This is a genomic window from Pseudomonas sp. R3-56 (genome assembly GCF_051132075.1).
GTDB lineage: Bacteria > Pseudomonadota > Gammaproteobacteria > Pseudomonadales > Pseudomonadaceae > Aquipseudomonas.
On sequence record NZ_CP071657.1, the window covers coordinates 4,007,544 to 4,030,972 of the forward strand.

Here is a 23,429-nt window from a genome sequence, read left to right on the forward strand (position 1 = left end):
TTGCCGTGTCGTGTTTCGCACCGGCTACAGACAACAGGCAGGCACCTTATGAGTGAAGACCAGCACGGCATCGCCACGGACCCACGGGACTGGCCGAAGACGCTGTTCTATGTAGCGTTGCTGTTTTCCATATTCCAGATCGTCACCGCAGCCTTCTCCCCGGTCTCCAGCATCGTGCTGCGGGCGGTGCATGTGGGCTTTTTGCTGTGGGTGGTGTTCTTGAGTTACCCGGCCCATGGCAAGCAACGGCCCTGGCAACCCCTGGCCTGGGCGTTGGGGCTGGCGGGGATGGCGACCGCGCTCTATCAGTGGGTATTCGAGGCCGACCTGATCCAGCGCTCCGGCGACCTGACGAGCGCCGACATGGTCATCGGCATCGTCCTGATCGTGCTGGTATTCGAGGCGGCGCGGCGGGTGATGGGCATCGCCTTGCCGATCATCTGCGGCCTGTTCCTCGCCTATGGCCTGTTCGGCGAACACCTGCCGGGCGACCTGGCGCATCGCGGCTACGGCGTGGACCAGATCATCAACCAGCTGGCGTTTGGCACCGAAGGGTTGTACGGCACGCCGACCTACGTATCGGCCACTTATATCTTCCTCTTCATCCTGTTCGGCGCTTTCCTGGAAAAGGCCGGCATGATCAAGCTGTTCACCGATTTCTCCATGGGCCTGTTCGGTCACAAACTCGGCGGTCCGGCGAAGGTGTCGGTGGTGTCATCGGCGCTGATGGGCACCATCACCGGCTCGGGCATCGCCAATGTGGTGACGACCGGCCAGTTCACTATTCCGCTGATGAAACGTTTTGGCTACAAGGCCGCGTTCGCCGGCGGCGTGGAAGCGACATCGAGCATGGGCAGCCAGATCATGCCGCCGGTCATGGGTGCGGTGGCGTTCATCATGGCCGAGACCATCAACGTGCCGTTCGTGGAAATCGCCAAGGCGGCCTTGATACCCGCCTGCCTGTATTTCGGCTCGGTGTTCTGGATGGTGCACCTGGAGGCCAAGCGTTCGAACCTCAGAGGTCTACCCAAGGATCAGTGCCCGAGTGCCTGGGGCGCGGTCAAGGAAAACTGGTACCTGCTGATTCCACTGGCAGTGCTGGTCTATCTGCTGTTTTCCGGGCGCACGCCGCTGTTCTCCGGCATGGTCGGGCTGGCATTGACGGCTATTGTGATTCTCGGCTCGGCGATCATCCTCAAAGTATCGAACTACGCCTTGCGCTGCGCGTTCTGGGTCGCACTGGGGATTCTCTGCGTCGGCTTCTTCCGGTTGGGTATCGGAATCGTGTTCGCGGTGATCGGCGTGCTGGTGGTGGCTTGCTGGTTCATGCAAGGCACGCGGGAAACCCTGGTCATCTGCCTGCATGCATTGGTGGATGGTGCCCGGCACGCCGTTCCGGTGGGGATCGCCTGCGCCTTGGTTGGCACCATCATCGCCGTGGTTTCGCTGACGGGCGTGGCGTCCACTTTCGCCGGTTACATCCTGGCCATCGGCAAGGACAACCTGCTGCTGTCGCTGATCCTGACCATGCTTACCTGCTTGGTATTGGGCATGGGCATCCCGACCATCCCCAACTACATCATCACCAGCTCGATCGCCGCGCCAGCCCTGTTGGAACTGGGCGTGCCGCTGATTGTGTCGCACATGTTCGTGTTCTACTTCGGCATCCTCGCCGACCTGACCCCGCCGGTGGCCCTGGCCTGTTTCGCCGCCGCGCCCATCGCCAGGGAGAGTGGCCTGAAGATCAGCTTCTGGGCCGTGCGCATCGCCCTCGCCGGCTTCGTCATTCCGTTCATGACGGTCTACAACCCGGCGCTGATGCTCCAGGGCGACAATCTCTGGATGACCGCGTACATGCTGATCAAGACCTTGCTCGCGGTCGGCCTGTGGGGCATGGCGTCCACCGGTTTCCTGCAACAGAAGATGCCGGTCTGGGAACGGCTGATGTGTTTTGCCGCCGGGGCATTGTTGGTGATGGCGCTGCCGTTGACCGATGAAATCGGCTTTGTCCTGGGGGCGCTGTTGATCGGGCAGCATCTGTGGCGCGCACGTCGCGGCGGACAGGCCTTGGCGTGATCGGCTTGTGCCTGGGCCTGTCCGGAGTGATCTGGGCGCAGCTTGAACTCAGCGAGTTCACCTTGGCGTGGGATCACACCATCGAGAAGATCCGTTGGGAGGAAGACTACCGTGTCACCGAAACGGGCCTGGTCCTGGGCGAAGCCAGGATCAAGGGCAACGGTGCCGGCATGGAGATTCCGGAAAATGCCCGGCTGGAAAACGGCAGTTGGCACTACTATCGACAACTGCCGCCGCTGCAACCCTTGAAGCTGGGCCGCACGCCCCAGGCCGGCGATTACCAACTGTGTCATGCCGGCCATTGCCAGCCCATGGCGCATTGGCTCGGCCCGCCCACCGTGGAACCCCCCTCGGTAGAACTGTGGAGCTGCGAACGGCGCTCGATTAATCAGCGCTGATCGACCGCCACGCCGCCTGCGCCAGTAACTCCCGATGGGCCTTGGGGCTGGTCGGCACTCGCCCCGCCAGCCAGGCACGGCAATAACTTTCCGACGCGCCGATGATCAGCGAAAACATCAGCTCGGCCGGATAACGCTTGAGCGCCTCGCCCTGCTCCGCCGCGCTCAGCCACTGCCAGAGTTGGCCGTTGCGCGTGGTATTGCGGTTGGCGAGTTCGTCCTTGAACGGTCCCTTGGTCACGGCAAAACGCGCGTGATACTGGAAACGCGCCCATTCCGGCTGGCTGTCGACCCAATCGACATAGCTGAAGATCAACGCTTGCACGCCCTGTTCGGCCGTCGTCGCCTCGGCCAGGTATTGCTCGCGCAAGTGCGCCTGGTCGTCCAGCGCGGTGAAGAACAGCGCCGCCACCAGGCCTTCCTTGTTGCCGAAGTGGTGGTAGATCGCGCCGACACTGGTCTGGCATTCGGTGCGGATCATTTCGATTGTGGTCGCCTCGATGCCCTGTTCGTTGAACAGCGCCAGAGCCTTTCTGAAGATATCGCGCTTGAGCTCGGCCCTTCTGCCGGGGAAGGCACGTTCGAGTAATTCCGTTGTTTGCATGCTGGGCTTAAACCGGTTCGTTGAAGGATCAGGCAGACGGCTGCCCATGACGAAGTGAGCGCAGCTTGACAGATTCGCCAACAACAGAATACCGTTCCGTAACAGAATAATATTCTGTTACGGAAGATTGTTCCGCAAATCCCTTGTCAGTGAGGCTTCACATGAATCAGGTTCTCGGTATGTTCAACAGCGCAGGTCCCGATGCGTTCAGCAAAATGGCCTGTCAGATGGCACCTTACTTCGCCACTATCAATCCGCTGGTCACGGAGCTGCGCCAAGGCGCGGCGACTGTGCAGGTACCGTTTCGCAAGGAAATCACCAATCACCTCGGCACCGTGCATGCCATTGCCATGTGCAACGCCGCCGAGCTGGCCGCCGGGATGATGACCAACGTCTCGATTCCCGACGGCGCCCGGTGGATCCCCAAAGACATGACCGTGGAATACCTGGCCAAGGCCAAGAGCGACGTGACGGCGGTGGCGAACGGCGATGAGGTTGACTGGCAGACCGAGGGCGACAAGATCGTGCCGGTGGATATTCATGACGTGGATGGCAAGAAGGTGTTCACGGCGCGGATCACCATGAATGTGAAGTTGGCTTGAAAAATCGGGGGCGTCTGGAACGCCCTCTATCCAATAATTGGAAAATCGTGGCGAGGGGGATTTATCCCCGCTGGGCTGCCGAGCAGCCCCGAACCTGTGAACTCGATATTCCTGGCACGCCGAGTTGCCTGGTTTGAGGGCTGCTTCGCAGCCCAGCGGGGATAAATCCCCTCGCCACAAAGAGAGGTGCTCGGCTAACTGAGAGACGTTGCTGGGCTATTTTAATGGTCAGGCAAACGTCGCCCCACGGGTGTTCACGAACAATGAGTACAACGAGTGGCTGCCGGCCATGAACAACCGGTTGCCCTCCCTGCCGCCGAAACAGATGTTGGGGCAGCGTTCCGGCAGGGAGATGTGCCCGATGGCCTTGCCCTCGGGGTTGAACACCCGCACACCGTCGAGTTTTTCCAGGTCGGCCTTGGGGTCGCCGTTGCCGCCCCAGCCGCACCAGAGGTTGCCGCTCTCATCGCACTTGATGCCGTCGATGGCGGCGTAATCCAGGCCTTCGATATGCTTGCGGCGCTCGCCCAAGGTGCCGTCATCCTTGACCGTGATTGCCCAGACCAGGCGGTTGGGCTTGGCCCGGCCTTCGACCACATAGAGAGTTTTTTCATCCGGGGAAAAGCACAAGCCGTTCGGCCCCGCCAGGTCGTCGATGACCCGGCTGAGCTTGCCGGTTTCACCGTCGATGCGGTACACCGCGTGCGGCTGCTCGGGGGTGACTTTGTGCCCCTCGTAGTTGTTGCCGGTCTGGAACGGCGGGTCGGTGAACCAGATCGAGCCATCCCGTTTGCAAACGATGTCGTTGGGCGAGTTCAACGGTTTGCCGTCGAAACGATCGGCCAGCACGGTGATCGTGCCGTTGTGTTCGGTGCGGGTGATACGCCGCCCTTCGGTCGACGTGGTCGAGCCTTCACAGACCAGCAAACGCCCCTGGCGATCACGGCACATGCCGTTGGAGAAGTTCGAATTCTCCCGATACACCGACAGCCCACCGGTGACTTCGTCCCAGCGCACGATGCGGTTGTTGGGGATGTCACTGACCAGCAGATACCGACCGTCGCCGATCCACACCGGCCCTTCGGCCCAGCGCAGGCCGCTGGCGAGTTTTTCCACGCTCGCGTTGAAGATGCGCAGGTCCATGAAGCTGGGGTCGAGGATATTGACCAGAGGGTCCGGATAACGCTGGCTCAGCGGTTCGGCCTGGGTCAGGCCGGGCAGGTTGCCAAGGGTCGCGGCGGCGGCCGAGACCACCAGGGATTTCTTGAGGAAGGTCCGGCGCGCCTGATCGGCGGTTGCAGGTTGCGAAGCATCCATAGTACGTCTCCGTTAATTATTATTGGACGGGGACGTTTGTTTTACCCTCTGATAGGACATCGTACAAGTTATTATCCTCGCCCGGCCCTGTCACTCGGGATGGAGTGGGATCCGAACGGTGAACGTGGTGCCTCCGCGCGCCTTCGAGTGGACTTCGATGGTCCCCTGGTGAGCCGCGACGATCGCCGAGGCAATGTAGAGGCCCAGTCCCAGGCCGGCCGTGGGGCCGTATTGCAAGTCGCCGCTGCGCAGCTGCCGGATCAAGGGATTGAAGATGCTGGCGATGGCGTCCTTCTCGATAGGCTTGCCCTGGTTGTTGATCGCGATGACGGCTTCACCCCCTTCGCGGCTCAACGATACCGTGATCGGCGCGCCCTCCGCGCCATGTTGCACGGCATTGCCGATCAGGTTGGAAAACACCTGTTCCATCCGCGCCGGATCGAACAGTCCTTCAAGCGGACCGTGCGGCTCGAAGAGGATGCTGCTTTCCGGATGATAGGCCCGTGCCTCTTCCACCATGCCTTCGCACGCTGCCACCAGGTCGCCGTTGAAGCGCTGTACCGGTATGCCTGCGCCCAGCTGGGTACGGGTGAAGTCCAGCAGGTCGCCAACAATCTTGTTGGCCCGTTTTACGCTGGTGTAGATGCGCGAGGAAATCTTGGTGGCCTTGGCAGGCAGATCGCCGGCGCGCAGGAGCACTTCGGAACTCAGCAGGATTGCCCCCAGCGGGCTGCGCAGATCATGTCCCAGAATCCCCAGGAAGATATTGCGCGCCGCATCGACCGCGCCGGAATAACTGACCACCGATTCCGCCAGGGCCTGGTCGACGGCTTCATTGAAGCGGATCACATCCGACATCGCCTGCGCCTGGTCCAGCTGGGCATGGGGCATCCACAACACCAGCACGCTGGTGCGCAACGCACGGTACTCCGAGACCATCTGTTCCACGGTAAAACCGGATGACTGGCGAATGACAGCGTGGGTTTCCGCCGCGGTCTCGGCCTCCGCCGCCGGGGCTTCGCCCTGGGATTTGGCGATCTGCTCCTCCGGGGTCTGAGAAGTGCGCAGATCAATGGCGATGGTGCGCAGCATCTGCTCGGCATGGTCGCGCAGCGCTACCGCATCCATGCCGATGGAAGCCGGGGTGATGGTCCTGGCGAAGTCTTCCCACGCCTGGAGGATCGGTTCGATGTTGTCGACAATGAAATCAGCCAGGCGCATGGGTTGCTCCGCGGGAAACTCAGGGGGATCGGTGCCGGAAACAACACAGCGGTCAGTTGTTGTACAGCAAATCGCTGGGGGATGTACGCCGGTCTCTGGATTGGTTGAGCTGGTGGAGCTGGCGGCTGCTTTGCAGCCGAGCGGGAGCAGGCTCCCTCGCCACGGGTGAGCTGCGAACATCTGGGGAGAACGGGTTGACGGGCGGGAGCCGGCGCTTGTCTCTCTCTGCTGGATCCGGTACAAATCTTCCGTTGTTGTACGACAACCTATAACTAAAAATAAACCACCGAAGCCTCGCTGCTGCGGTGGTACACCTTTGAGATTGCTGCCATGACCCGCCCCACCGTTGCCGCCGATGTTCCTATTCCTTTTTCCCGCCCTGTCGCTGTGCTCATCCTGCTCTGCATGGGCTGCGCTTTTGCCGGTAACCACGTCGCCGCGCGGGCGGCGTTCGATGACGGTGCCGGCGTGCTGCTGGCGATCCTGCTGCGCTCGGGCGGGACGTTGCTGGTGCTGGCGGCGATGGTCTTGTGGCAACGCCAGAGCCTGCGCCTGCCCGCCGGGGCCTGGCGCTGGCAGTTGGTGTTGGGCCTGTTGATCGGCGCCCAGAGCCTGTGCCTGTATTCGGCCGTAGCGCGGGTGCCGGTGGCGCTGGCGCTGTTGGTGGGTAACGTGTTCCCGATCCTGTTGGCGCTGCTGACCTGGGCACTCGGCGGGCCGCGCCCCACTGCGCGTACGGCGATGTTGATGGGGATGATCCTGGTCGGCCTGGTGTTCGTGCTTGAAGTGCCGGCGCGGTTATCGTCGCAGGCGGATGTCGGCCCGCAATGGCTATTGGGGGTTGGCCTGGCATTCTGCGCCGCGTGCGTGTTCGCTTGCGCGTTGTGGATCACCGATCACAAGCTGTCCCAGGTACGCGGCTCGGTGCGCAGCCTGCTGACGATTTTCATTGTGTTCAGCAGCGTCAACCTCGCAGGCCTGACCGGTGCCCTGCCCGGCGGCCTCGACCTGCCTGCCAGCAACACCGGCTGGCTCGCGCTCGCCACCCTGGTGGTGCTTTACGGCACCGGGTTCATCGTGTTGTTCATGTGCGTGCCACGCCTGGACATGCCACGCAATGCCCCGGTGATGAACATCGAACCGCTGGCGACCCTGCTGATTGGCTGGCTGGTGCTGGACCAGATGCTCAACCCGGGCCAGGTGCTCGGCGGCGCGATCGTGGTGACGGGTATTGTGTTGCTGACCTGGCGCAAGGCTGAGCGGGTCAAGGCGCCGGTGGCTGCACGCAATTGAACTGACTGAACGCTCTTTTGTGGCGAGGTAGCTTGCTCCCGCTCGGCTGCGACGCAGTCGCGAATTTCTTGGGCCTGCTTCGCAGGCCAGCGGGAGCAAGCTCCCTCGCCACAAAAGCATTGTGCGGTCAGGCGTTTATGTCTGGGTGCGCCGGAAACTAGTTTCAAAAGCCACAGTCCTACCCCAGCCCTGAACGAAGCGTTTCGGGCTGATTGGCGCCGTCTCCCGGCGCTCAGGCAATTCCCTTCCAGAGCTGTCCATCCATGCGCCACCTCGTTCGCTCTCGCCGTTTCGCTGCGCTGTGCCTCACGATCCTGTTTCCGTTGTTCCCCAGCCCGGCTCACGCCCGAGGCGAAGGACAACTGGTGAGTGCCATCAACGACTACCGCAGCCAGCCCCACCGCTGTGAATGGCAAACAGTGCGTGCTGCCCAACCCTTGGTGTTGCGCTCCAGCCTGGCCTTGCCCATCGGCTTCAGCGGTGGCTTGCGCGAAACCCTGAGCAGATCCGGCTATCAGGCCCGGTCAGTGCGCAGCATTCGCCTGACCGATGCGCGGGACGCCGAAGAAGCGTTCGAGAGGCTGGCGGACGAGCATTGCGCAGCGCTGCTGGACGGCCAATACGCCGACATTGGCGTCAATCGGGTCGGGGATGAATGGCGCGTGGTGCTCGCACAACCCATGGGCGGAACGCGGATCAGCGACACGCGCGATATCGGCGCGCCGGACAAAACGCTGCTGGCCCAGATCAATGCCGCCAGGGCCAAGCCCCGAATGTGCGGGCGCCAGCGCTTTGCGGCGGCTCGGCCGCTGAGCTGGAACGCCGCGCTGGGAAGCGCTGCCCAGGGCCACAGTCGGTCGATGGCCCGGGGCAACTATTTTGCCCATCGCGACCCGGACGGTCGCTCCACATCCGAGCGGGCCAGGAGCGCCGGTTTTCGCGGACGCAAACTCGGCGAGAACATTGCCGCCGGACAACGTTCGCCAAGCCAGGCCATGCACGACTGGCTCGCCAGCCCCGGGCATTGCTCCAACCTGATGAACCCAATGTTCACCCAGGTCGGTGCGGCGTCGGCCAGTGACTCGCGCAGCGATGCCGGAGTGTATTGGACAATGGTGCTTGGCGCCCCGTGAGGTAACGGAACGGGTATCCCGTGGCGAGGGAGCTTGCTCCCTCGCCACGGAGGTTTATGCGAGCCTGGCATCCTCACACCGGCCGACGCACCGCCCTCACCTTCCCGCTGCCACCGCCGCCACAGAAAAACCGTTCGCCCCCATCGGATTCCAGCCCTGACACACCGGTCCCGGGCGGCATCGTCACGCTTTCCAGCACTTGTGCTGTCTGCGGATCAATACGCCGCAGGTCGCTCTCATCGTTTTCCCACGTCCCGTGCCAAAGCTCTCCGTCGACCCAGGTCACGCCCGTGACGAAGCGATTGGATTCAATGGTGCGCAGGACTTTTCCGTCGGCAGGGTCGATCTGGAGGATTTTGCGCGCCTTGTACTGGCCGACCCAGAGCGATCCTTCGGCCCAAGCCAACCCTGAATCATCACCGCTGTTGGGCGCCGGAATCGTCGCCAGTACCTCGCCGGTGCGTGGATCGATCTTGCGGATGCTGTCGCCAGCAATCTGGAACAGATGCTCACCGTCGAACGCCGTGCCAGCGTTCGCCGGCACGTCGAGCGAGTGCACGGTCTGGCCACTGGCGGGATCAAGTGCGTGGAGCTTTTCGCCTGAGGCGAACCAGACGCGCTCGCCGTCATGGCTTACGCCGTGGACACACTCGACGCCCGGAAAAGGGCCGTACTCACGCAGGATCTGTGCTTCTGAACGTTTCATTTCACTCGCCTCATCAGTGGGGTGTGATTACATCCTAACCAGCCACTGGCAACGCAGTGAGTAACAATGCCGTCGCGAATCCAGGCATCGTTGGCGCCATCCAGCGCCGGGCCCTGGCACGACCGAACGCTTGCGCCTTGCCGCAGGCGGCGAGGGTTTCCAAGGCCCGCTGCACGCTGCGCTGGCTGTTGCCCAAGGCAAGCGCCAGGGCCGAACTGGACCAGGTTTCGCCATCGGCAAGCAGCGCCAGCACCGCGCCGTGAGGTTCTTCGATGACGCGCGCCAGCACCACGACCTCGTCGGCCTGGTTGGGAATCAGGATAAAACCGCGCCGGGTTGCCTTCACCTCGGCCAATGACCGCAGCGCCGCCCGCAACCGCCCCATCTCGACCCGCAGCCGGGCGCGGTGGGACTCATCCGTCAGTTTCAAGCCGAAGGCCTCGGCCATGAGCGCTTCCCTCGATGCATCGCCCGGCCAGGCTTGGGCCAGCCCGCGGGCCAGGGCGAACAACACCGGGCGCCGGGCGAGGGAAACCTGGCTGCCAGCGCTACTGACGCCATACCGGCATGCATCTACTACCAGCGCCGCACCGGCCAGCAGCACCTGTACCTCTTCAAGAATCAGCAAGCGCTCTTCGTTCCGGCCGATCAGACGCGCCGCCGGTGAGCTCAGCATGCGCCAGGCGCTTTCGATTTCGGCGTTCAGCGCGCTGATGCCCGTTTGCCGTGCGGCCTGCCCGGCCCTTTCCAGAGCGGCGTGGGCGGTTTGCGCTTGCAGGCGCCGCATGGCGATCCCCGCCGCCACCAGTTCACAAGCGGCTCGAGACGCCACAGGCAAGCTGCAAAGATTCAGATCAGCAAGCTTGCCCTCGGCCTCGCCAAGGTGACCGAGCAACAGCAGGCGGCGGATTTCGATCGCATGAGCATGACCGACGTTCGCCCGGTCACCGCAGGCTTCGAGTACCGTCCGCGCGGCGTCGAGGCGCTTCATGGGCCACGCCAGGTCACGGGAAGCCAAGGCGATTTCGCCCTCCGCCACGATACACCGTGCCCGCGCCACGGCCGCCTTGGACCCGAACGCCGTACTTGCCCGGCGCATCAGGCTCCTGGCTTTGTCCAGGTCCCCCAGCTGCGCCATGGCGATGCCGCGCAGCGCGAGGGCCGGGGCATCGGTGCGCAAGGCGATGCGATTGAGCGCCGCTACTGGATCGCCTGCCGCCAATGCTCGCGCTGCTATGCTGATCGCGTAATCCATAAAACGACGGCCCTTGTGGCGAGGGAGCTTGCTCCCGCTGGCCTGCGAAGCGGGCCTGAAAATCTTGCAGTCGCTGCGCACTGGAGCGCCAGCCCGGCCTGCTCCTCAGGCCAGGCAGTGAGTATCGCTACAGGCGAATCTCGGCGGCCCGTACCACATCGATGCGCGACACCGCGCTGCTCAGCCGCCCCAGTCGCTGGTTGTGATCGGCAATGATCTGCTCGGCCGACAGGCTGCCATTGTCCACCGTCGAATGCGCATCGGCGGCCAACACCACTTCGTACCCCAGGGCATGGGCCTGGCGCACGGTGGCATTGATGCAGTAATCGGTCTGCAGCCCGCAGATCACCACGCGATCGATGCTTCTGGCCTGCAACAGCGCCAGCAGGTCGGTCTGGTAGAACGCGTCCGCAGTGGTCTTGCGCACGCGCAAGTCATCCGCGGCGGTGAGCAGGCCGTCGGCCAATTGCCAGGCGGCACTGCCATAAGCCAACGAGCCCTCAAGTTCTTCGTGCTGGACCAGGATCACCGGCAAGCCGACAGCCCGAGCCCTGGCACTGAGGTCGTTGATGGTGCCGAGCAGGCGTGGGCTGTCGAAGCATTCCTCTTCGCCCGTGCACAGCCCGGCCTGGACGTCGATAATCAGCAATGCGCTGCTCATGCTTGCCTCTCCGAGCGCTCAGTAGCCCAACGATAACCCGGTGTTGCGGCGCGGATCGTTGGCACCGTAGAAACGATTCTTGCCCACGGGCTTGCCACCCAGTGACGGCGCGCCCACCAGGATCGCGGCGATGTGGTTGGGGTCCTGCGGGCCGGCGAACTTGTGACCCCAGCTTTCCAGCAGCTTGAGCGTATCGGGGCTGGCGGCGAAGGTTTCCAGGTTGGTCTCCTCCGGCATCCACTGCTGGTGAAAGCGCGGTGCGTCCACCGCTTCCTGCAGGTTCATGCCGTAGTCGATCACATTGAGAATGGTCAGCAGGGTCGCGGTAATGATGCGGCTGCCGCCCGGCGTGCCGACGACCATCACGGTCTTGCCGTCCTTGGTGATGATGGTCGGGCTCATGGACGACAGCGGCGCCTTGCCCGGTGCGATGGCGTTGGCCTCGCCCTGTACCAGGCCGTACATGTTGGGCACGCCGACCTTGGCGGTGAAATCGTCCATTTCATCGTTGAGGATCACCCCGGTCTTGCTCGCCATCACGCCGGCGCCGAACCAGTCGTTGAGGGTGTAGGTGACAGAGACGGCGTTGCCCCATTGGTCGACGATCGAATAGTGGGTGGTGTTGCTGCCCTCGTGAGGCGCCACGCCGGGTTTGATCTTGTGCGAATCGCCGGCCTTTTGCGGCTCGATCGCGGCGCGCAGTTTTGCCGCATAGTTCTTGTCCAGCAGATGGTCGATGGGGTTCTGCACAAAGTCCGGGTCGCCCAGGTAGCTATTGCGATCGACATAGGCGTGACGCATGGCTTCGATCTGGTAGTGCATGCCCTGGGCCGAATGGAAGCCCAGGTCTTTCATCGGATACCCGTCGAGGATATTCATGATCTGGCACAGCACCACACCACCGGAACTGGGCGGTGGTGCGGAAATGATGTGATAACCGCGATAGTCGCATTCCACCGGGGCCAGCTCGCGGGTCTTGTATTTGTCCAGGTCGGCCTGGGTGATGATGCCCTTGTTGGCCTGGCTGGAAGTCACCAGGGCGTCGGCCACCCAGCCTTTGTAGAAGCCGTCGGCGCCTTTGGCGGAAATTTCCCGCAGGGTCCTGGCGAGGTCTTTCTGCACCAGTTTCTGGCCGGCCTGCATCGGCTCGCCGTTGTGCAGGAAGATCGCGCCGGAATCGCGCATGTCCTTTTTGAACACGTCCGTGGCGGTCTCCAGCAGGTCGACATCACCTTGTTCGAGGACAAAACCCTCCTCGGCGAACCTGATCGCCGGGGCGATCAGTTCCTCCCGGGGCTTGCTGCCGTATTTCTTCAGCGCCAGCTCCATGCCGGACACCGTGCCGGGCACGCCTACCGCCAGGTGGCCGCGGGTGCTGAGCTCGGGAATGACGTTGCCGTCCTTGTCCAGGTACATGTCGGCGGTGGCGGCCAATGGCGCTTTTTCGCGGAAATCCAGGAATGTCTTGCGGCCATCCGCCATCTGCAGCGTCATGAAACCGCCACCGCCAAGGTTGCCCGCCGCCGGGTAGACCACCGCCAGGGCGTAGCCCACCGCGACTGCCGCATCCACCGCGTTGCCACCGTTCTTGAGCACGTCGACGCCGACGTGGGTCGCCAGGTGCTGGGCGGTGACGACCATGCCGTTCTCGGCGGCAACCGGTGCCTGGGACGCAGCGTGGGCAGTCAGGCAGCAAAGGGAGAGCGAAGTGGCGATGAGGGTCCGGGCCAGGGATTCGAACTTCATGAGTCGGTCTCTTCTTGTTTTAGGGTCGGGATCGCTTCAAAAGCACACACGAGTATGGCTCGGTTTAAACAATATGCCTGTTTACTGTAGGCTCGTGTGCTTGATCATCCTCGCACAAGGACATCGCCGATGACGCTGCGAATCGAACGCACGGACGCTCCAACCGATGAACAACGCCAGGCCATCCTCGCGCCACTACGCGCCTATAACACGGCTCAGACCGGTGGAAGCGCGCCGGAACTGGTCGCCTGGCTGGTGCGCGACGAGCACGGCGAAATCGTCGGCGGACTCTACGGCCGAGTATTCTTTCGTTGGCTCTATATCGAACTGCTGGTAGTGCCTGAACAGGCCCGGGGCCAAGGCACGGGTTCGCAACTGATGCGGATGGCCGAACAGCTGGCCAGGGAGAAGGATTGCGTAGGTATCTGGCTCGACACCTTCGACTTCCAGGCCCCGGACTTCTACCGCCGGCATGGCTTTACCGAGTGCGGGCAGATCGACGACTACCCGCCGGGACATCAGCGTTTCTTTTTCCAGAAACGCCTGCCGAACGCTGACTGACCTCCCATACCCTCCCACACCAGGATCAGGTGTTCAGAGGCAAGTCGCCAACGCCGCCAACCGGCGCTTGGCGAAAAAGTCATCCTGTTTGGCGTAGTAGTTCAACGCCGTGCCGGTGGCACTGGCTTGTATATCGACAAACGATTCGGCCGAGCGGGTGTACACCGTCGAGCCACCCTGCTTGCCGGGTTGCAGGTAGGCACCGGCATCGACGCCGAACACCGCTTCGTCTTCCCAGGCGAACTTCACGCATTGGGCGACATTCTGCTCCGGCTTGTCCGAGGCCAGGGTCTTGTAGGGGGCTTGGGTCCGGGCCTGTTCCATCGCCGAACCCGCGCAGCCGGCCAGCAGGGTTGCGGCCACGGCCACCATCAGCATTCGCATCGCGTTCACTCATCGAGAAAAAAACCGACTTTAGCACTGCGATCCGCGCCTACGTGCGGCTTTACTGAAATTTGCCCGCGACAATGGCGATCGATTCACGCAACCTGTCGGGACATTGACTCAAGGAGCAACCATGGCGGCAACCGGACAGCAGCACGAACGAGCCCTGGAGATCTTTCTCGACGAACGCCCGCAGTTGCGTGTCGAGCTGGACAACCTCAACCCCCTGCTGGCCCAGGCCAAGGGCGAAACCGCTGCGCAGTATCGCGCCGAGCGCTTGCATGAGGCGTTCGAAGCCGAGGCCGAGCGCCTGGGTCTGTTTGCCTGGGAGCTGACGCTGTCGCTGACGGCGGACTCCGCCGAGGACTACCAGGCCCAGCGCATGGAAGTGCACAGGGAAGTCGCGGAGATGGCGGGAATGGAATGGGCTGAGTACTGCCAGTTACATGGTCTCCTGGACTGAAGTGAACCCCGTGGCGAGGGAGCTTGCTCCCGCTGGCCTGCGCAGCAGGCCCAAAAAGGCGACTCAACTCACCTGACACACCGAGTTGCACGATCCTGGGGCCGCTTCGCAGCCCAGCGGGAGCAAGCTCCCTCGCCACGAAAGCTCCAGCCGTTCCGAGAATCGCCCCGACGCCCATAAAGCTTTATCATGGCCGCAGTTTTACCGATCGGGTCTGTCATGAAGTTCGCCATCGCGCTGTTTTCCGCCGCCCATGCGCCCTCCTCGCGCCGCGCCTTGCTGTTTGCGCAAGCCGCGCTGGCCGGTGGGCATGAGATCGTGCGGCTGTTTTTCTACCAGGACGGCGTCTACAACGCCGATAACAGCATCGTCACGCCTCAGGACGAGCAGGATCTGCCCCGGCAATGGCGAACCTTCGTCAGCGACCATCAGCTCGACGGCGTCGTCTGCATCGCGGCGGCGTTGCGCCGTGGTGTGCTCAACGCTGAAGAGGCCCAGCGCTATCAGCGTTCGGCAATCAGCGTCGAAGCGCCTTGGGCCCTTTCCGGACTGGGTCAGCTGCACGATGCGATCCAGGACGCCGACCGCTTGATCTGTTTTGGAGGCGCATGATGGCCAAGTCGTTATTGCTCATCAGCCGTCAGTCTCCGTGGTCTGGCCCCGGAGCCCGGGAAGCGTTGGACATCGTGCTGGCCGGCGGTGCGTTCGACCTGCCCATTGGCCTGCTGTTTCTCGATGACGGCGTGTTCCAGCTCAGCGCCGGGCAAAACGCCAAGGCCCTCCAGCAAAAAGACCTGAGCGCCAATTTGCAGGCATTGCCGATGTTCGGCGTCGAAGACCTGTTTGTCTGCGCCGACAGCGCCGCCGAGCGTGGCATCGCCACCGATGCCCTGGCACTGGACGCTTTGAAAGTGCTGGGTGCAGCGGACATCGCCGCGCTCATTGACCGTTACGACCAGGTGATCACCCTCTGATGTCGACTCTGCATGTGTTGTCCCATTCGCCGTTCGGTGATAACCGCCTCGCCAGTTGCCTGCGGATACTGGGGAGCCAGGATGCGCTGCTGCTGTGCGGCGACGCGACTTACGCGCTGCAACCTGGCACCGAACCGTTCGCTGCACTCCAGGCCGCCGCTCGCAAGGTGTTCGTCCTTGCCGAAGACGCCCAGGGCCGTGCCCAGCACATTCCCGACTGGGCCGAAGCCATCGATTATCCGGCCTTCGTCGAGCTTTCAATCGAGCATGACAAGGTCAACTCCTGGCTATGAACGTGCTGACCGTGGGCGCGCGCAGCATCGCGCTGGACAAGGACGGCTACCTCGCCGACCTCAATGACTGGTCAACGGAAGTGGCCACAGCCCTGGCCGCCGCCGAAGACATCGAGCTGAGCCCCGAGCACTGGGAAATCCTCGAACTGCTCCGGGCCTTCCACGATGAATTCCAGCTGTCCCCCGCCACTCGGCCGCTGATCAAGTACACCGCGCTGAAACTCGGCGCGGACAAGGGCAACAGCCTGCACCTGAACCGATTGTTCAAAGGCACTCCCGCCAAACTCGCCGCCAAGCTGGCGGGCCTGCCCAAACCGACGAATTGCTTATGACCGACTTTCCTTCGCTGACCCTCGAGACCCCGGCCGAACATCCGTTCGCCCAATTCGTGCGCATCCTTGGCAAAGGCAAGCGCGGCGCCCGCAACCTCACCCGTGAAGAAGCCCGCGAGGCCATGGGCATGGTGCTCGATGAACAGGTCGAAGAGACCCAGCTCGGCGCCTTCCTGATGCTGTTGCGGCACAAGGAAGAAAGCGCCGAGGAAATGGCCGGCTTCACCGACGCCCTGCGTCAACGCCTGGTGGTTCCACAATTGGCGGTAGACCTCGACTGGCCGACCTACGCCGGGAAGAAGCGCCACCTGCCGTGGTATCTGCTGGCGGCCAAATGCCTGGGACAGAACGGCGTGCGGATCTTCATGCACGGCGGCGGCGCCCACACGGCGGGTCGGCTCTACACCGAACAGTTGCTTGGTTTGCTGGATATCCCCTTGTGCCGCGACTGGCAACAGGTCGGCACGGCGCTGGACAATGGCGGCATGGCCTTCATGCCGCTGGTGGACTGGGCACCGCAGATGCAACGGATGATCGACCTGCGCAACACCCTCGGCCTGCGCTCACCGATCCATTCCCTGGCGCGGATCCTCAATCCACTGGGCGCACGTTGCGGTCTGCAAAGCATCTTCCATCCTGGCTACCAGGCCGTGCATCGCGAGGCCAGCGGGTTGCTGGGCGACACCGCCATCGTGATCAAGGGCGACGGCGGCGAGATCGAAATCAATCCGGACGCCGACAGCCATCTGTACGGCACCACCGGTGGCGCCAGTTGGGACGAAGAATGGCCACGCCTGTCGGAGCAGCGCCACGTCAAGCCGGAGCGCCTCGACCCTGAGCATTTGAAAGCCGTCTGGCGCGGCGACGTCGAGGACAGCTACCCGCAACTGGCGTTGATCGCCACGATGGCTTTGGCCTTGCGCGGCCTGGGGTTGTCGCGCGAAGAAGCGTTCGACAAAGCCCGGCAGTATTGGGACGCGCGGAACAGATCGATTTAGTCGATCATCAGCGCCCAACCTTTGCGCTTTTTGTTCGAACCTATCGGCATAGACTCTTCTCCAACGTTTATCAGGCTGAGGAGATCGAGATGGGTTTGTTGGTCGAGGGCCGCTGGCAGGACCAGTGGTATGAGAGCAAGGACGGCAGTTTCCAGCGTGAACAGGCGCAACGCCGCCACTGGATAACCGCCGACGGCAGCGCCGGCCCTTCCGGCGAGAGCGGTTTCGCCGCCGAAGCCGGTCGTTATCATCTTTATGTGTCCCTGGCCTGCCCCTGGGCCCACCGCACGCTGATCTTGCGCAAGCTCAAGGGCCTGGAAGACCTGATCGATGTTTCAGTGGTCAGCTACCTGATGCTGGAAAACGGCTGGACCTTCGATCAGGCTCACGGCTCGACGGGCGACAAGCTCGACCACTTCGACTTCCTGCACCAGCGCTACACCGCCGATACACCGAACTACACCGGTCGTGTCACTGTGCCCGCGCTGTGGGATAAACAGCAGCAGCGCATCGTCAACAATGAGTCAGCGGAAATCATCCGCATGTTCAACAGCGCCTTCGATGGTTTGACCGGCAACGACCTGGATCTCTATCCAGAGCACCTGCGCGGCGAAATCGATGGGTTGAACGAGCGCATCTATCCGGCGGTGAACAACGGCGTCTACCGCGCCGGCTTCGCCACCACCCAGGCGGCTTACGAAGAAGCCTTTGATCAGCTGTTTGCCGAGCTGGACCATCTGGAAGCCCTGCTGGACACCCGCCGCTACCTGGCTGGCGAGTACCTGACCGAGGCCGACATCCGCTTGTTCACGACGATGATCCGTTTCGACGCGGTGTACTTCGGTCACTTCAAATGCAACCTGCGACGCATCGCCGATTATCCGAACCTGTCGAACTGGCTGCGGGAGATGTACCAGTGGCCGGGCATTGCCGAGACAGTGGATTTCACCCATATCCAGGGGCATTACTACGGCAGCCACAAGACCATCAACCCCAATGGGATCGTGCCCAAGGGGCCGAAGCAAGACTTCATGGTGGCGCATGATCGAGGGAGGTTGAGTGGGAAAGGGATCTGGCGCGGAGCCCGGGATTGATCCTGGATTTTCGCTGTGATTGGGGGCCTCATCGCGAGCAAGCTCGCTCCCACAGTTGATTGGTGTTGGCCAAAATCCGTGGTTACACACAGTCCCCTGTGGGAGCGAGGCTGCTCGCGAAGGGCGCGGCGCGGTCTTCAGACCTGCCCCTGAGCCCCTTCAAACCAAGCCAGCTTTTCGCGCAACTGCACCACTTCCCCGACGATCACCAGTGTCGGCGCATGCACCTCATGCTCGGCCACCAGCCGCGGTAGGTCCGCCAAGGTACCGGTAAACACCCGCTGGTTTGAAGTCGTGCCTTGCTGGATGAGCGCCGCCGGCGTGTCCGCCGCTCGACCGTGCTTGATCAGTTCGTTGCAAATCACCGGCAGCCCCACCAGGCCCATGTAGAACACCAGGGTCTGCGCTGGCGATACCAGGTCCGCCCAGGGCAGATCGCTGCTGCCGTCCTTGAGATGGCCGGTGATGAAACGCACCGACTGGGCGTAGTCGCGATGGGTCAGCGGGATCCCGGCGTAAGCCGCGCAACCACTGGCGGCGGTGATGCCCGGGACCACCTGGAACGGGATGCCATGGGCCGCCAGTTCTTCGATTTCTTCGCCGCCACGACCGAAGATGAACGGATCGCCGCCCTTCAACCGCACCACACGCTTGCCCTGCCGGGCCAGGTCGACCAATTGCTGGTTGATCTGGTCCTGGGGTACCGCGTGCTCGGACCGGCGCTTGCCGACGTAAACCCGCTCGGCGTCGCGCCGGCACAGCTCGAGAATCGCCGGGGCCACCAGACGGTCGTAAAGCACCACGTCCGCCTGCTGCATCAGGCGCAGCGCGCGGAAGGTCAGCAGGTCCGGGTCACCCGGCCCGGCGCCTACCAGATAGACTTCCCCCGGCGCGTTCGGCGCCTGGCCGTCGATCTTCTCGCGCAGCAACCGCTCGGCCTCGGCGCCCTGCCCGGCCAGTTGACGGTCGGCGATCGGGCCCTGGAAAACCTCTTCCCAGAATGCCCGCCGTTGCTGCACATCGGGAAACAGTTGCTTGACCTGATTGCGAAAGCGCGCCGCCAGGCCGGCCAGTTGCCCGTAGGTCGATGGAATCCAGGTTTCCAGCTTGGCGCGGATCAGCCGTGCCAGCACCGGCGCGTCGCCGCCGCTGGACACCGCAATAACCAGCGGCGAGCGGTCGACGATCGCCGGGAAGATCACGCTGCACAGCGCAGGCGCGTCCACCACGTTGACCGGCACGCAGCGCTTGTGGGCGTCGGCCGAAACCTGGGCATTGAGCGGCTCGTCGTCGGTGGCGGCGATGACCAGGCCGCAGCCGTCCATATCCGCTTCGACGTAGCCACGCAGCACGCATTCGCCGCCGCTGCCACTGACCAGTTCCCGCAACTGCGGTTCGATGTCGGGTGCGACCACCCGTAGCAGGGCACCGGCATCCGCCAGCAGGCGAGACTTGCGCAGGGCAATCTCGCCGCCGCCGACCACCAGCACGCGGCTGCCGCGCAGGTTGTGGAACAGTGGCAGATAGTCCATTTAGCCGATGACCTCGATGCCGCCCATGTACGGCTTCAGCACTTCAGGCACCCGGATCGAACCGTCGGCCTGCTGATAGTTTTCCAACACGGCGACCAGCGTACGACCCACCGCCAGGCCGGAGCCGTTGAGGGTATGGACCAGTTCCGGCTTGCCGGTTTCCAGGTTGCGGAAACGCGCCTGCATGCGGCGGGCCTGGAAATCACCGCAGTTGGAGCACGACGAAATCTCGCGGTACTTGTCCTGGCTCGGGATCCAGACTTCCAGATCGTAAGTCTTGACCGCGCTGAAGCCCATGTCGCCGGTGCACAGCGCCAGGGTGCGATACGGCAGCTCGAGCAGTTGCAGGACCTTCTCGGCGTTGGCGGTCAGGCTTTCCAGGGCTTCCATGGATTTCGACGGCTCGACGATCTGCACCATCTCGACCTTGTCGAACTGGTGCTGGCGGATCATGCCGCGAGTGTCACGACCCGACGCGCCGGCTTCACTGCGAAAGCACGGGGTGTGGGCGACAAACTTGATCGGCAGTTGCTTGGCGTCGACGATTTCGCCGGCAACGATGTTGGTCAGCGAGACTTCGGCGGTCGGGATCAGGTACAGATCGGCTTCGCCGTCGCGAGCGATCTTGAACAGGTCTTCCTCGAACTTCGGCAACTGACCGGTGCCTTGCAGCGCCGGCGCCTGGACCAGGTACGGCGTGTAGGCCTCTTCGTAGCCGTGCTCGGTAACGTGCAGGTTGATCATGAACTGCGCCAGTGCGCGATGCAGACGGGCGATCGGCCCGCGCAGCAGGGCGAAACGCGCGCCCGACAGCTTGGCGGCGGTTTCGAAATCCAGCCAACCGAATTTCTCGCCCAGGGCGACGTGGTCCTGCACCGGAAAATCAAAGGCTTTCGGCGTGCCCCAGCGGCGCACTTCGACGTTGCCGTCTTCGTCCTCGCCCACCGGCACCGATTCGTGGGGCAGGTTCGGGATGCCCAGCAGGATCGAATCCAGCTCGCTCTGGATCGCGTCCAGTTCGGTCTTGCCGGCACTCAACTCGCCCGCCATGCGCTCGACATCGGCCATCAGCGGCGCGATGTCTTCGCCGCGCTGCTTGGCCTGACCGATGGACTTGGAGCGCGCGTTACGTTCAGCCTGCAGGGCTTCGGTGCGGGTCTGGACGGTCTTGCGCTGTTCTTCCAGCGCTTCGATGCGCGCGACATCCAGGGCAAAGCCACGGGATGCCAGGCGGTCCGCTACGTCCTGAAGGTTGCTACGTAACAGTTTGGAATCGAGCATGTCGGTCTCTCGTTATCAAAGTTTGGTCAGGGACAGGCCGGCCCAGGTGGCGAGCAGCCCGCCGAACACGCTGATGGCCGCATAGCCCAGGGCCAGCGGCACCTGCCCGCTTTCCAGCAGGCGCACCGTATCCAGTGAAAAGGATGAAAAAGTCGTCAGGCCGCCAAGAAAGCCGACCATCAACCCCGCGCGCACCTCGATGGGCACTTCGGGGCGAATCAGAAACAGGCCGTATAGGACGCCGATCAGCAGACAGCCCACGATATTAACGGCCAGCGTCGCGGTATAGAAGTGCCGCGGCCAATTTGCGCTGATCCAGTTGCCCGTGGCGAAACGCAACAATGTACCGGCAACGCCGCCGGCGGAGACTGCGAGAATCAAGGGGATCACGGTTTTCTCCGCTGCCGTGGACTCAATCGGTCCAATTGCGCCAAGTGATTGAGCTTCTCGCCGATCTTCAGCTCCAGGCCACGGGGCACCGGCTGATAGAACCGCTGGGGGTCGAGTTCCTCGGGAAAATAGTCTTCGCCGGCGGCGTAAGCGTCAGGCTCGTCATGGGCGTAACGGTATTCCTCGCCGTAGCCCAACTGTTTCATGAGCTTGGTCGGCGCGTTGCGCAGGTGCAACGGCACTTCGAGGGAGCCGTGCTCGGCGGCGCTGCGCATCGCCGCTTTGAAGCCCATGTAGACGGCGTTGCTTTTCGGCGCGCAGGCCAGGTAGGTAATGGCCTGGGCCACGGCGAGCTCGCCTTCCGGACTGCCGAGGCGTTCCTGCACGTCCCAGGCTGCCAGGCACAGGCTCAGCGCGCGCGGATCGGCATTACCGATGTCTTCGCTGGCCATGCGTACTACCCGGCGTGCGAGGTACAGCGGATCACAACCGCCATCGATCATCCGCGCAAACCAGTACAGCGCGCCGTCCGGGTTGGAGCCGCGCACCGACTTGTGCAGCGCCGAAATCTGGTCGTAGAACGCCTCGCCGCCCTTGTCGAAGCGGCGCCGGGTATCGCCCAGCAGGCTTTGCAGCAGTTCGACACCGATCTCGCTGTCGTCTTCGGCCAGGTCCGAGGCGTTTTCCAGCAGGTTGAGCAGGCGTCGGCCATCGCCGTCGGCAGCGCTGAACAATATCTGGAAACCTTCGTCGCTGAGGCTCAGGTGGCGCTTGCCCAGGCCGCGCTCTTCGGTGAGCGCGCGATGCACCAGCTTGCGCATCGCCGCCTCGTCGAGGCTCTTGAGCACGTAGACCCGCGCGCGGGACAGCAAGGCGTTGTTGAGTTCGAACGAAGGGTTCTCGGTGGTGGCACCGATGAAAATCAGCGTGCCGTCTTCGACATAGGGCAGGAAGGCGTCCTGCTGCGACTTGTTGAAGCGATGCACTTCATCGACGAACAGGATGGTGCGCTTGCCGTACTGGCCGGCCTGCTGCTTGGCGATTTCCACCGCCTGGCGAATCTCCTTGACCCCGGCCAGCACGGCCGACACCGTTTCGAAATGCGCGTCCGAGACTTCCGCCAGCAACCGCGCCAGGGTGGTCTTGCCGACTCCCGGCGGGCCCCAGAAGATCATCGAATGCAGGGCGCCCTGCTCCAGGGCTTCGCGCAGGGGCTTGCCGCGGGCGAGTACATGTTCCTGGCCGACGTACTCATCCAGGTTGGTGGCCCGCAGGCGGGCGGCCAATGGCTGGGCAATCGGGGCGCTTCGAAACAGGTCCATGATTACTTACACAACCTCCGCTGGGTCCTGGTTTGTACCAAGATGCCTTTGTGGGAGCGGGCTTGCTCGCGAATGCGGTGTGTCAGTTAACAATAATGTCGATTGATACACCGCATTCGCGAGCAAGCCCGCTCCCACACACAGGGATCCGGGGTTTATTCCTGGATCACATCCGCACCCTTGGGGATGTCGAACTTGAACTTGGACGCGGCGATCGGCTCGTTGGCCTTGACCCCGGTGAACAGGATGTTGGTGCGCTGGCCGACACTGTCGATCAGTTGCATGTCGTTGACCAGGCCGTTGCGGAACGACAGGCGCAGGCTGTCGAACAGGCTGTCCTTGGTCTTCGGCTTGAGAGTGAAGTCAATCACGCCACCGGCCTCCTTGGAGGTGATGTCGAAGCTCTGACTGATCTCCGAGATATCGCCGGAGAGCAGCAGCGCCGGCGTCTGGGTCAGGCGCTGGTCGAGGGTCTTGATGGTCACTTGTTCGAGGTCCGGGTCCCACAGGGAGACTTTCTTGCCATCGGACACCATCAGCTGTTCGGCGGGTGCATCGGTGTGCCAGTAGAACAGGCCAGGGCGCTGCAGGGCCATGTCGCCAGCGGTTTCCTGCAACTGGGTGCCGCTGCCGTCGAGGGTCAGCTGGGAGAAACGCGCAGTCAGGGTCTGGGAGCCGCCCAGCAACTGGGTCAGGCGGGCCACATCTTTCTCGCCGGCATGGGCCGACAAGGTAGACAAAGCCAATACGGGCAACAACAGCATGCGAATCAGGCGCATGGGAGTCCTCATGA

The 23,429-nt window shown here is 63.0% G+C and carries 26 protein-coding genes; 13 read left to right on the forward strand and 13 right to left on the reverse strand.

Features of this window, described 5'->3' with window-relative positions; translation table 11 throughout:
* Positions 1 to 48: 48 nt before the first annotated feature.
* Both J3P96_RS18095 and J3P96_RS18100 read left to right on the forward strand, forming a co-directional pair.
* On the forward strand, positions 49 to 2,076 hold the full coding sequence (locus J3P96_RS18095) for a TRAP transporter permease (protein ID WP_434652760.1): 2,028 nt from the start codon (positions 49 to 51) through the stop codon (positions 2,074 to 2,076).
* Positions 2,073 to 2,474, forward strand: coding sequence for a DUF1850 domain-containing protein (locus tag J3P96_RS18100; protein WP_434652762.1), 402 nt, complete (start codon positions 2,073 to 2,075; stop codon positions 2,472 to 2,474). The genes J3P96_RS18095 and J3P96_RS18100 overlap by 4 nt, the downstream gene beginning before the upstream one ends.
* Here the strand turns inward: J3P96_RS18100 and J3P96_RS18105 are convergent.
* On the reverse strand, positions 2,461 to 3,078 hold the full coding sequence (locus J3P96_RS18105) for a TetR/AcrR family transcriptional regulator (RefSeq protein WP_434652764.1): 618 nt from the start codon (positions 3,076 to 3,078) through the stop codon (positions 2,461 to 2,463). The two genes, J3P96_RS18100 and J3P96_RS18105, sit on opposite strands and share 14 nt — an antisense overlap.
* Before the next feature lie 161 nt (positions 3,079 to 3,239).
* Between J3P96_RS18105 and J3P96_RS18110 the strand changes: the two genes are divergently transcribed.
* Positions 3,240 to 3,680 carry a hotdog fold domain-containing protein gene (locus J3P96_RS18110; RefSeq protein ID WP_434652766.1) on the forward strand — a complete coding sequence of 147 codons (441 nt, stop codon included), beginning with the start codon at positions 3,240 to 3,242 and terminating at the stop codon, positions 3,678 to 3,680.
* 228 nt (positions 3,681 to 3,908) lie between these two features.
* On the opposite strand, the gene J3P96_RS18115 is transcribed toward J3P96_RS18110, so the two are convergent.
* Together J3P96_RS18115 and J3P96_RS18120 are read right to left on the reverse strand one after the other, a co-directional pair.
* Positions 3,909 to 4,997 carry an SMP-30/gluconolactonase/LRE family protein gene (locus J3P96_RS18115; protein ID WP_434568991.1) on the reverse strand — a complete coding sequence of 363 codons (1,089 nt, stop codon included), beginning with the start codon at positions 4,995 to 4,997 and terminating at the stop codon, positions 3,909 to 3,911.
* Between the two features lie 90 nt (positions 4,998 to 5,087).
* Positions 5,088 to 6,218 (reverse strand): sensor histidine kinase, encoded by a 1,131-nt coding sequence (locus tag J3P96_RS18120; protein ID WP_434652768.1) that lies wholly within the window; start codon positions 6,216 to 6,218, stop codon positions 5,088 to 5,090.
* 330 nt (positions 6,219 to 6,548) lie between these two features.
* Between J3P96_RS18120 and J3P96_RS18125 the strand changes: the two genes are divergently transcribed.
* Positions 6,549 to 7,511, forward strand: coding sequence for an EamA family transporter (locus J3P96_RS18125; protein WP_434568993.1), 963 nt, complete (start codon positions 6,549 to 6,551; stop codon positions 7,509 to 7,511).
* Positions 7,512 to 7,774: 263 nt separating this feature from the next.
* On the forward strand, positions 7,775 to 8,644 hold the full coding sequence (locus J3P96_RS18130; protein WP_434652770.1) for a CAP domain-containing protein: 870 nt from the start codon (positions 7,775 to 7,777) through the stop codon (positions 8,642 to 8,644).
* A 73-nt stretch (positions 8,645 to 8,717) separates the two neighbouring features.
* Here the strand turns inward: J3P96_RS18130 and J3P96_RS18135 are convergent, their stop codons facing one another.
* The 4 genes from J3P96_RS18135 to ggt all read right to left on the reverse strand — a co-directional run bounded on the left by J3P96_RS18135 (position 8,718) and on the right by ggt (position 13,012).
* Positions 8,718 to 9,350, reverse strand: a complete 633-nt coding sequence (locus J3P96_RS18135; protein ID WP_434652772.1) for a Vgb family protein — start codon at positions 9,348 to 9,350, stop codon at positions 8,718 to 8,720.
* A gap of 34 nt (positions 9,351 to 9,384) precedes the next feature.
* Complete coding sequence (locus J3P96_RS18140) at positions 9,385 to 10,605, reverse strand: helix-turn-helix domain-containing protein (protein WP_434652774.1); 1,221 nt, start codon at positions 10,603 to 10,605, stop codon at positions 9,385 to 9,387.
* A 127-nt stretch (positions 10,606 to 10,732) separates the two neighbouring features.
* Positions 10,733 to 11,266, reverse strand: coding sequence for a cysteine hydrolase family protein (locus J3P96_RS18145; RefSeq protein ID WP_434652776.1), 534 nt, complete (start codon positions 11,264 to 11,266; stop codon positions 10,733 to 10,735).
* 18 nt (positions 11,267 to 11,284) lie between these two features.
* On the reverse strand, positions 11,285 to 13,012 hold the full coding sequence (gene ggt / locus J3P96_RS18150; RefSeq protein WP_434652778.1) for a gamma-glutamyltransferase: 1,728 nt from the start codon (positions 13,010 to 13,012) through the stop codon (positions 11,285 to 11,287).
* Between the two features lie 129 nt (positions 13,013 to 13,141).
* Here ggt and J3P96_RS18155 point away from each other — a divergent pair, with 129 nt between their 5' ends.
* Positions 13,142 to 13,573 carry a GNAT family N-acetyltransferase gene (locus tag J3P96_RS18155; protein ID WP_434652780.1) on the forward strand — a complete coding sequence of 144 codons (432 nt, stop codon included), beginning with the start codon at positions 13,142 to 13,144 and terminating at the stop codon, positions 13,571 to 13,573.
* 33 nt (positions 13,574 to 13,606) lie between these two features.
* On the opposite strand, the gene J3P96_RS18160 is transcribed toward J3P96_RS18155, so the two are convergent.
* Complete coding sequence (locus J3P96_RS18160; protein WP_434652782.1) at positions 13,607 to 13,957, reverse strand: hypothetical protein; 351 nt, start codon at positions 13,955 to 13,957, stop codon at positions 13,607 to 13,609.
* Between the two features lie 133 nt (positions 13,958 to 14,090).
* Here J3P96_RS18160 and J3P96_RS18165 point away from each other — a divergent pair, with 133 nt between their 5' ends.
* From J3P96_RS18165 to J3P96_RS18195, 7 genes are all read left to right on the forward strand, one after another.
* Positions 14,091 to 14,420, forward strand: coding sequence for a DUF6388 family protein (locus J3P96_RS18165; protein WP_434652784.1), 330 nt, complete (start codon positions 14,091 to 14,093; stop codon positions 14,418 to 14,420).
* A gap of 219 nt (positions 14,421 to 14,639) precedes the next feature.
* Positions 14,640 to 15,032 (forward strand): sulfurtransferase complex subunit TusD, encoded by a 393-nt coding sequence (tusD, locus tag J3P96_RS18170; RefSeq protein ID WP_434603751.1) that lies wholly within the window; start codon positions 14,640 to 14,642, stop codon positions 15,030 to 15,032.
* Positions 15,032 to 15,394, forward strand: a complete 363-nt coding sequence (gene tusC, locus J3P96_RS18175) for a sulfurtransferase complex subunit TusC (protein WP_434569003.1) — start codon at positions 15,032 to 15,034, stop codon at positions 15,392 to 15,394. The genes tusD and tusC overlap by 1 nt, the downstream gene beginning before the upstream one ends.
* Complete coding sequence (gene tusB, locus J3P96_RS18180) at positions 15,394 to 15,687, forward strand: sulfurtransferase complex subunit TusB (protein ID WP_434652786.1); 294 nt, start codon at positions 15,394 to 15,396, stop codon at positions 15,685 to 15,687. Before tusC ends, tusB begins: the two co-directional genes overlap by 1 nt.
* Entirely contained in the window at positions 15,684 to 16,019 is a 336-nt protein-coding gene (locus J3P96_RS18185) for a TusE/DsrC/DsvC family sulfur relay protein (RefSeq protein WP_305495521.1), read from the forward strand. Before tusB ends, J3P96_RS18185 begins: the two co-directional genes overlap by 4 nt.
* A complete protein-coding gene (locus tag J3P96_RS18190) occupies positions 16,016 to 17,017 on the forward strand; it encodes a glycosyl transferase family protein (RefSeq protein ID WP_434652788.1) in 1,002 nt (333 codons plus the stop codon). Before J3P96_RS18185 ends, J3P96_RS18190 begins: the two co-directional genes overlap by 4 nt.
* Before the next feature lie 89 nt (positions 17,018 to 17,106).
* Positions 17,107 to 18,111: a glutathione S-transferase family protein gene (locus J3P96_RS18195; RefSeq protein ID WP_434652790.1), complete on the forward strand. Its 1,005-nt coding sequence runs from the start codon at positions 17,107 to 17,109 to the stop codon at positions 18,109 to 18,111.
* Between the two features lie 137 nt (positions 18,112 to 18,248).
* Here the strand turns inward: J3P96_RS18195 and cysG are convergent, their stop codons facing one another.
* The 5 genes from cysG to lolA form a co-directional block, all read right to left on the reverse strand.
* The gene (cysG, locus tag J3P96_RS18200; protein WP_434569007.1) at positions 18,249 to 19,643 is read right to left on the reverse strand and encodes a siroheme synthase CysG; all 1,395 of its coding nucleotides are present in this window, start codon (positions 19,641 to 19,643) and stop codon (positions 18,249 to 18,251) included.
* Positions 19,644 to 20,924 carry a serine--tRNA ligase gene (serS, locus tag J3P96_RS18205; RefSeq protein ID WP_434652792.1) on the reverse strand — a complete coding sequence of 427 codons (1,281 nt, stop codon included), beginning with the start codon at positions 20,922 to 20,924 and terminating at the stop codon, positions 19,644 to 19,646.
* A 15-nt stretch (positions 20,925 to 20,939) separates the two neighbouring features.
* Positions 20,940 to 21,314: a fluoride efflux transporter CrcB gene (crcB, locus tag J3P96_RS18210; RefSeq protein ID WP_207961507.1), complete on the reverse strand. Its 375-nt coding sequence runs from the start codon at positions 21,312 to 21,314 to the stop codon at positions 20,940 to 20,942.
* Positions 21,311 to 22,636, reverse strand: a complete 1,326-nt coding sequence (locus J3P96_RS18215; protein ID WP_434603736.1) for a replication-associated recombination protein A — start codon at positions 22,634 to 22,636, stop codon at positions 21,311 to 21,313. The genes crcB and J3P96_RS18215 overlap by 4 nt, the downstream gene beginning before the upstream one ends.
* A 155-nt stretch (positions 22,637 to 22,791) precedes the next feature.
* Positions 22,792 to 23,415 carry an outer membrane lipoprotein chaperone LolA gene (gene lolA, locus J3P96_RS18220; RefSeq protein WP_186710180.1) on the reverse strand — a complete coding sequence of 208 codons (624 nt, stop codon included), beginning with the start codon at positions 23,413 to 23,415 and terminating at the stop codon, positions 22,792 to 22,794.
* Positions 23,416 to 23,429 lie beyond the last annotated feature (14 nt).

Excerpts from the sequence above, each read along its gene's own strand:
- tusC (WP_434569003.1), top strand. The coding sequence starts at position 15,032 with ATGGCCAAGTCGTTATTGCTCATCAGCCGTCAGTCTCCGTGGTCTGGC.
- J3P96_RS18115 (WP_434568991.1), bottom strand. The coding sequence starts at position 4,997 with ATGGATGCTTCGCAACCTGCAACCGCCGATCAGGCGCGCCGGACCTTC.
- J3P96_RS18095 (WP_434652760.1), top strand. The coding sequence starts at position 49 with ATGAGTGAAGACCAGCACGGCATCGCCACGGACCCACGGGACTGGCCG.
- J3P96_RS18145 (WP_434652776.1), bottom strand. The coding sequence starts at position 11,266 with ATGAGCAGCGCATTGCTGATTATCGACGTCCAGGCCGGGCTGTGCACG.
- lolA (WP_186710180.1), bottom strand. The coding sequence starts at position 23,415 with ATGCGCCTGATTCGCATGCTGTTGTTGCCCGTATTGGCTTTGTCTACC.
- tusB (WP_434652786.1), top strand. The coding sequence starts at position 15,394 with ATGTCGACTCTGCATGTGTTGTCCCATTCGCCGTTCGGTGATAACCGC.
- tusD (WP_434603751.1), top strand. The coding sequence starts at position 14,640 with ATGAAGTTCGCCATCGCGCTGTTTTCCGCCGCCCATGCGCCCTCCTCG.
- J3P96_RS18130 (WP_434652770.1), top strand. The coding sequence starts at position 7,775 with ATGCGCCACCTCGTTCGCTCTCGCCGTTTCGCTGCGCTGTGCCTCACG.
- J3P96_RS18215 (WP_434603736.1), bottom strand. The coding sequence starts at position 22,636 with ATGGACCTGTTTCGAAGCGCCCCGATTGCCCAGCCATTGGCCGCCCGC.
- J3P96_RS18110 (WP_434652766.1), top strand. The coding sequence starts at position 3,240 with ATGAATCAGGTTCTCGGTATGTTCAACAGCGCAGGTCCCGATGCGTTC.
- serS (WP_434652792.1), bottom strand. The coding sequence starts at position 20,924 with ATGCTCGATTCCAAACTGTTACGTAGCAACCTTCAGGACGTAGCGGAC.
- J3P96_RS18105 (WP_434652764.1), bottom strand. The coding sequence starts at position 3,078 with ATGCAAACAACGGAATTACTCGAACGTGCCTTCCCCGGCAGAAGGGCC.
- J3P96_RS18125 (WP_434568993.1), top strand. The coding sequence starts at position 6,549 with ATGACCCGCCCCACCGTTGCCGCCGATGTTCCTATTCCTTTTTCCCGC.
- J3P96_RS18160 (WP_434652782.1), bottom strand. The coding sequence starts at position 13,957 with ATGCGAATGCTGATGGTGGCCGTGGCCGCAACCCTGCTGGCCGGCTGC.
- cysG (WP_434569007.1), bottom strand. The coding sequence starts at position 19,643 with ATGGACTATCTGCCACTGTTCCACAACCTGCGCGGCAGCCGCGTGCTG.
- J3P96_RS18140 (WP_434652774.1), bottom strand. The coding sequence starts at position 10,605 with ATGGATTACGCGATCAGCATAGCAGCGCGAGCATTGGCGGCAGGCGAT.
- J3P96_RS18195 (WP_434652790.1), top strand. The coding sequence starts at position 17,107 with ATGGGTTTGTTGGTCGAGGGCCGCTGGCAGGACCAGTGGTATGAGAGC.
- J3P96_RS18185 (WP_305495521.1), top strand. The coding sequence starts at position 15,684 with ATGAACGTGCTGACCGTGGGCGCGCGCAGCATCGCGCTGGACAAGGAC.
- J3P96_RS18135 (WP_434652772.1), bottom strand. The coding sequence starts at position 9,350 with ATGAAACGTTCAGAAGCACAGATCCTGCGTGAGTACGGCCCTTTTCCG.
- ggt (WP_434652778.1), bottom strand. The coding sequence starts at position 13,012 with ATGAAGTTCGAATCCCTGGCCCGGACCCTCATCGCCACTTCGCTCTCC.
- J3P96_RS18165 (WP_434652784.1), top strand. The coding sequence starts at position 14,091 with ATGGCGGCAACCGGACAGCAGCACGAACGAGCCCTGGAGATCTTTCTC.
- J3P96_RS18155 (WP_434652780.1), top strand. The coding sequence starts at position 13,142 with ATGACGCTGCGAATCGAACGCACGGACGCTCCAACCGATGAACAACGC.
- J3P96_RS18190 (WP_434652788.1), top strand. The coding sequence starts at position 16,016 with ATGACCGACTTTCCTTCGCTGACCCTCGAGACCCCGGCCGAACATCCG.
- J3P96_RS18120 (WP_434652768.1), bottom strand. The coding sequence starts at position 6,218 with ATGCGCCTGGCTGATTTCATTGTCGACAACATCGAACCGATCCTCCAG.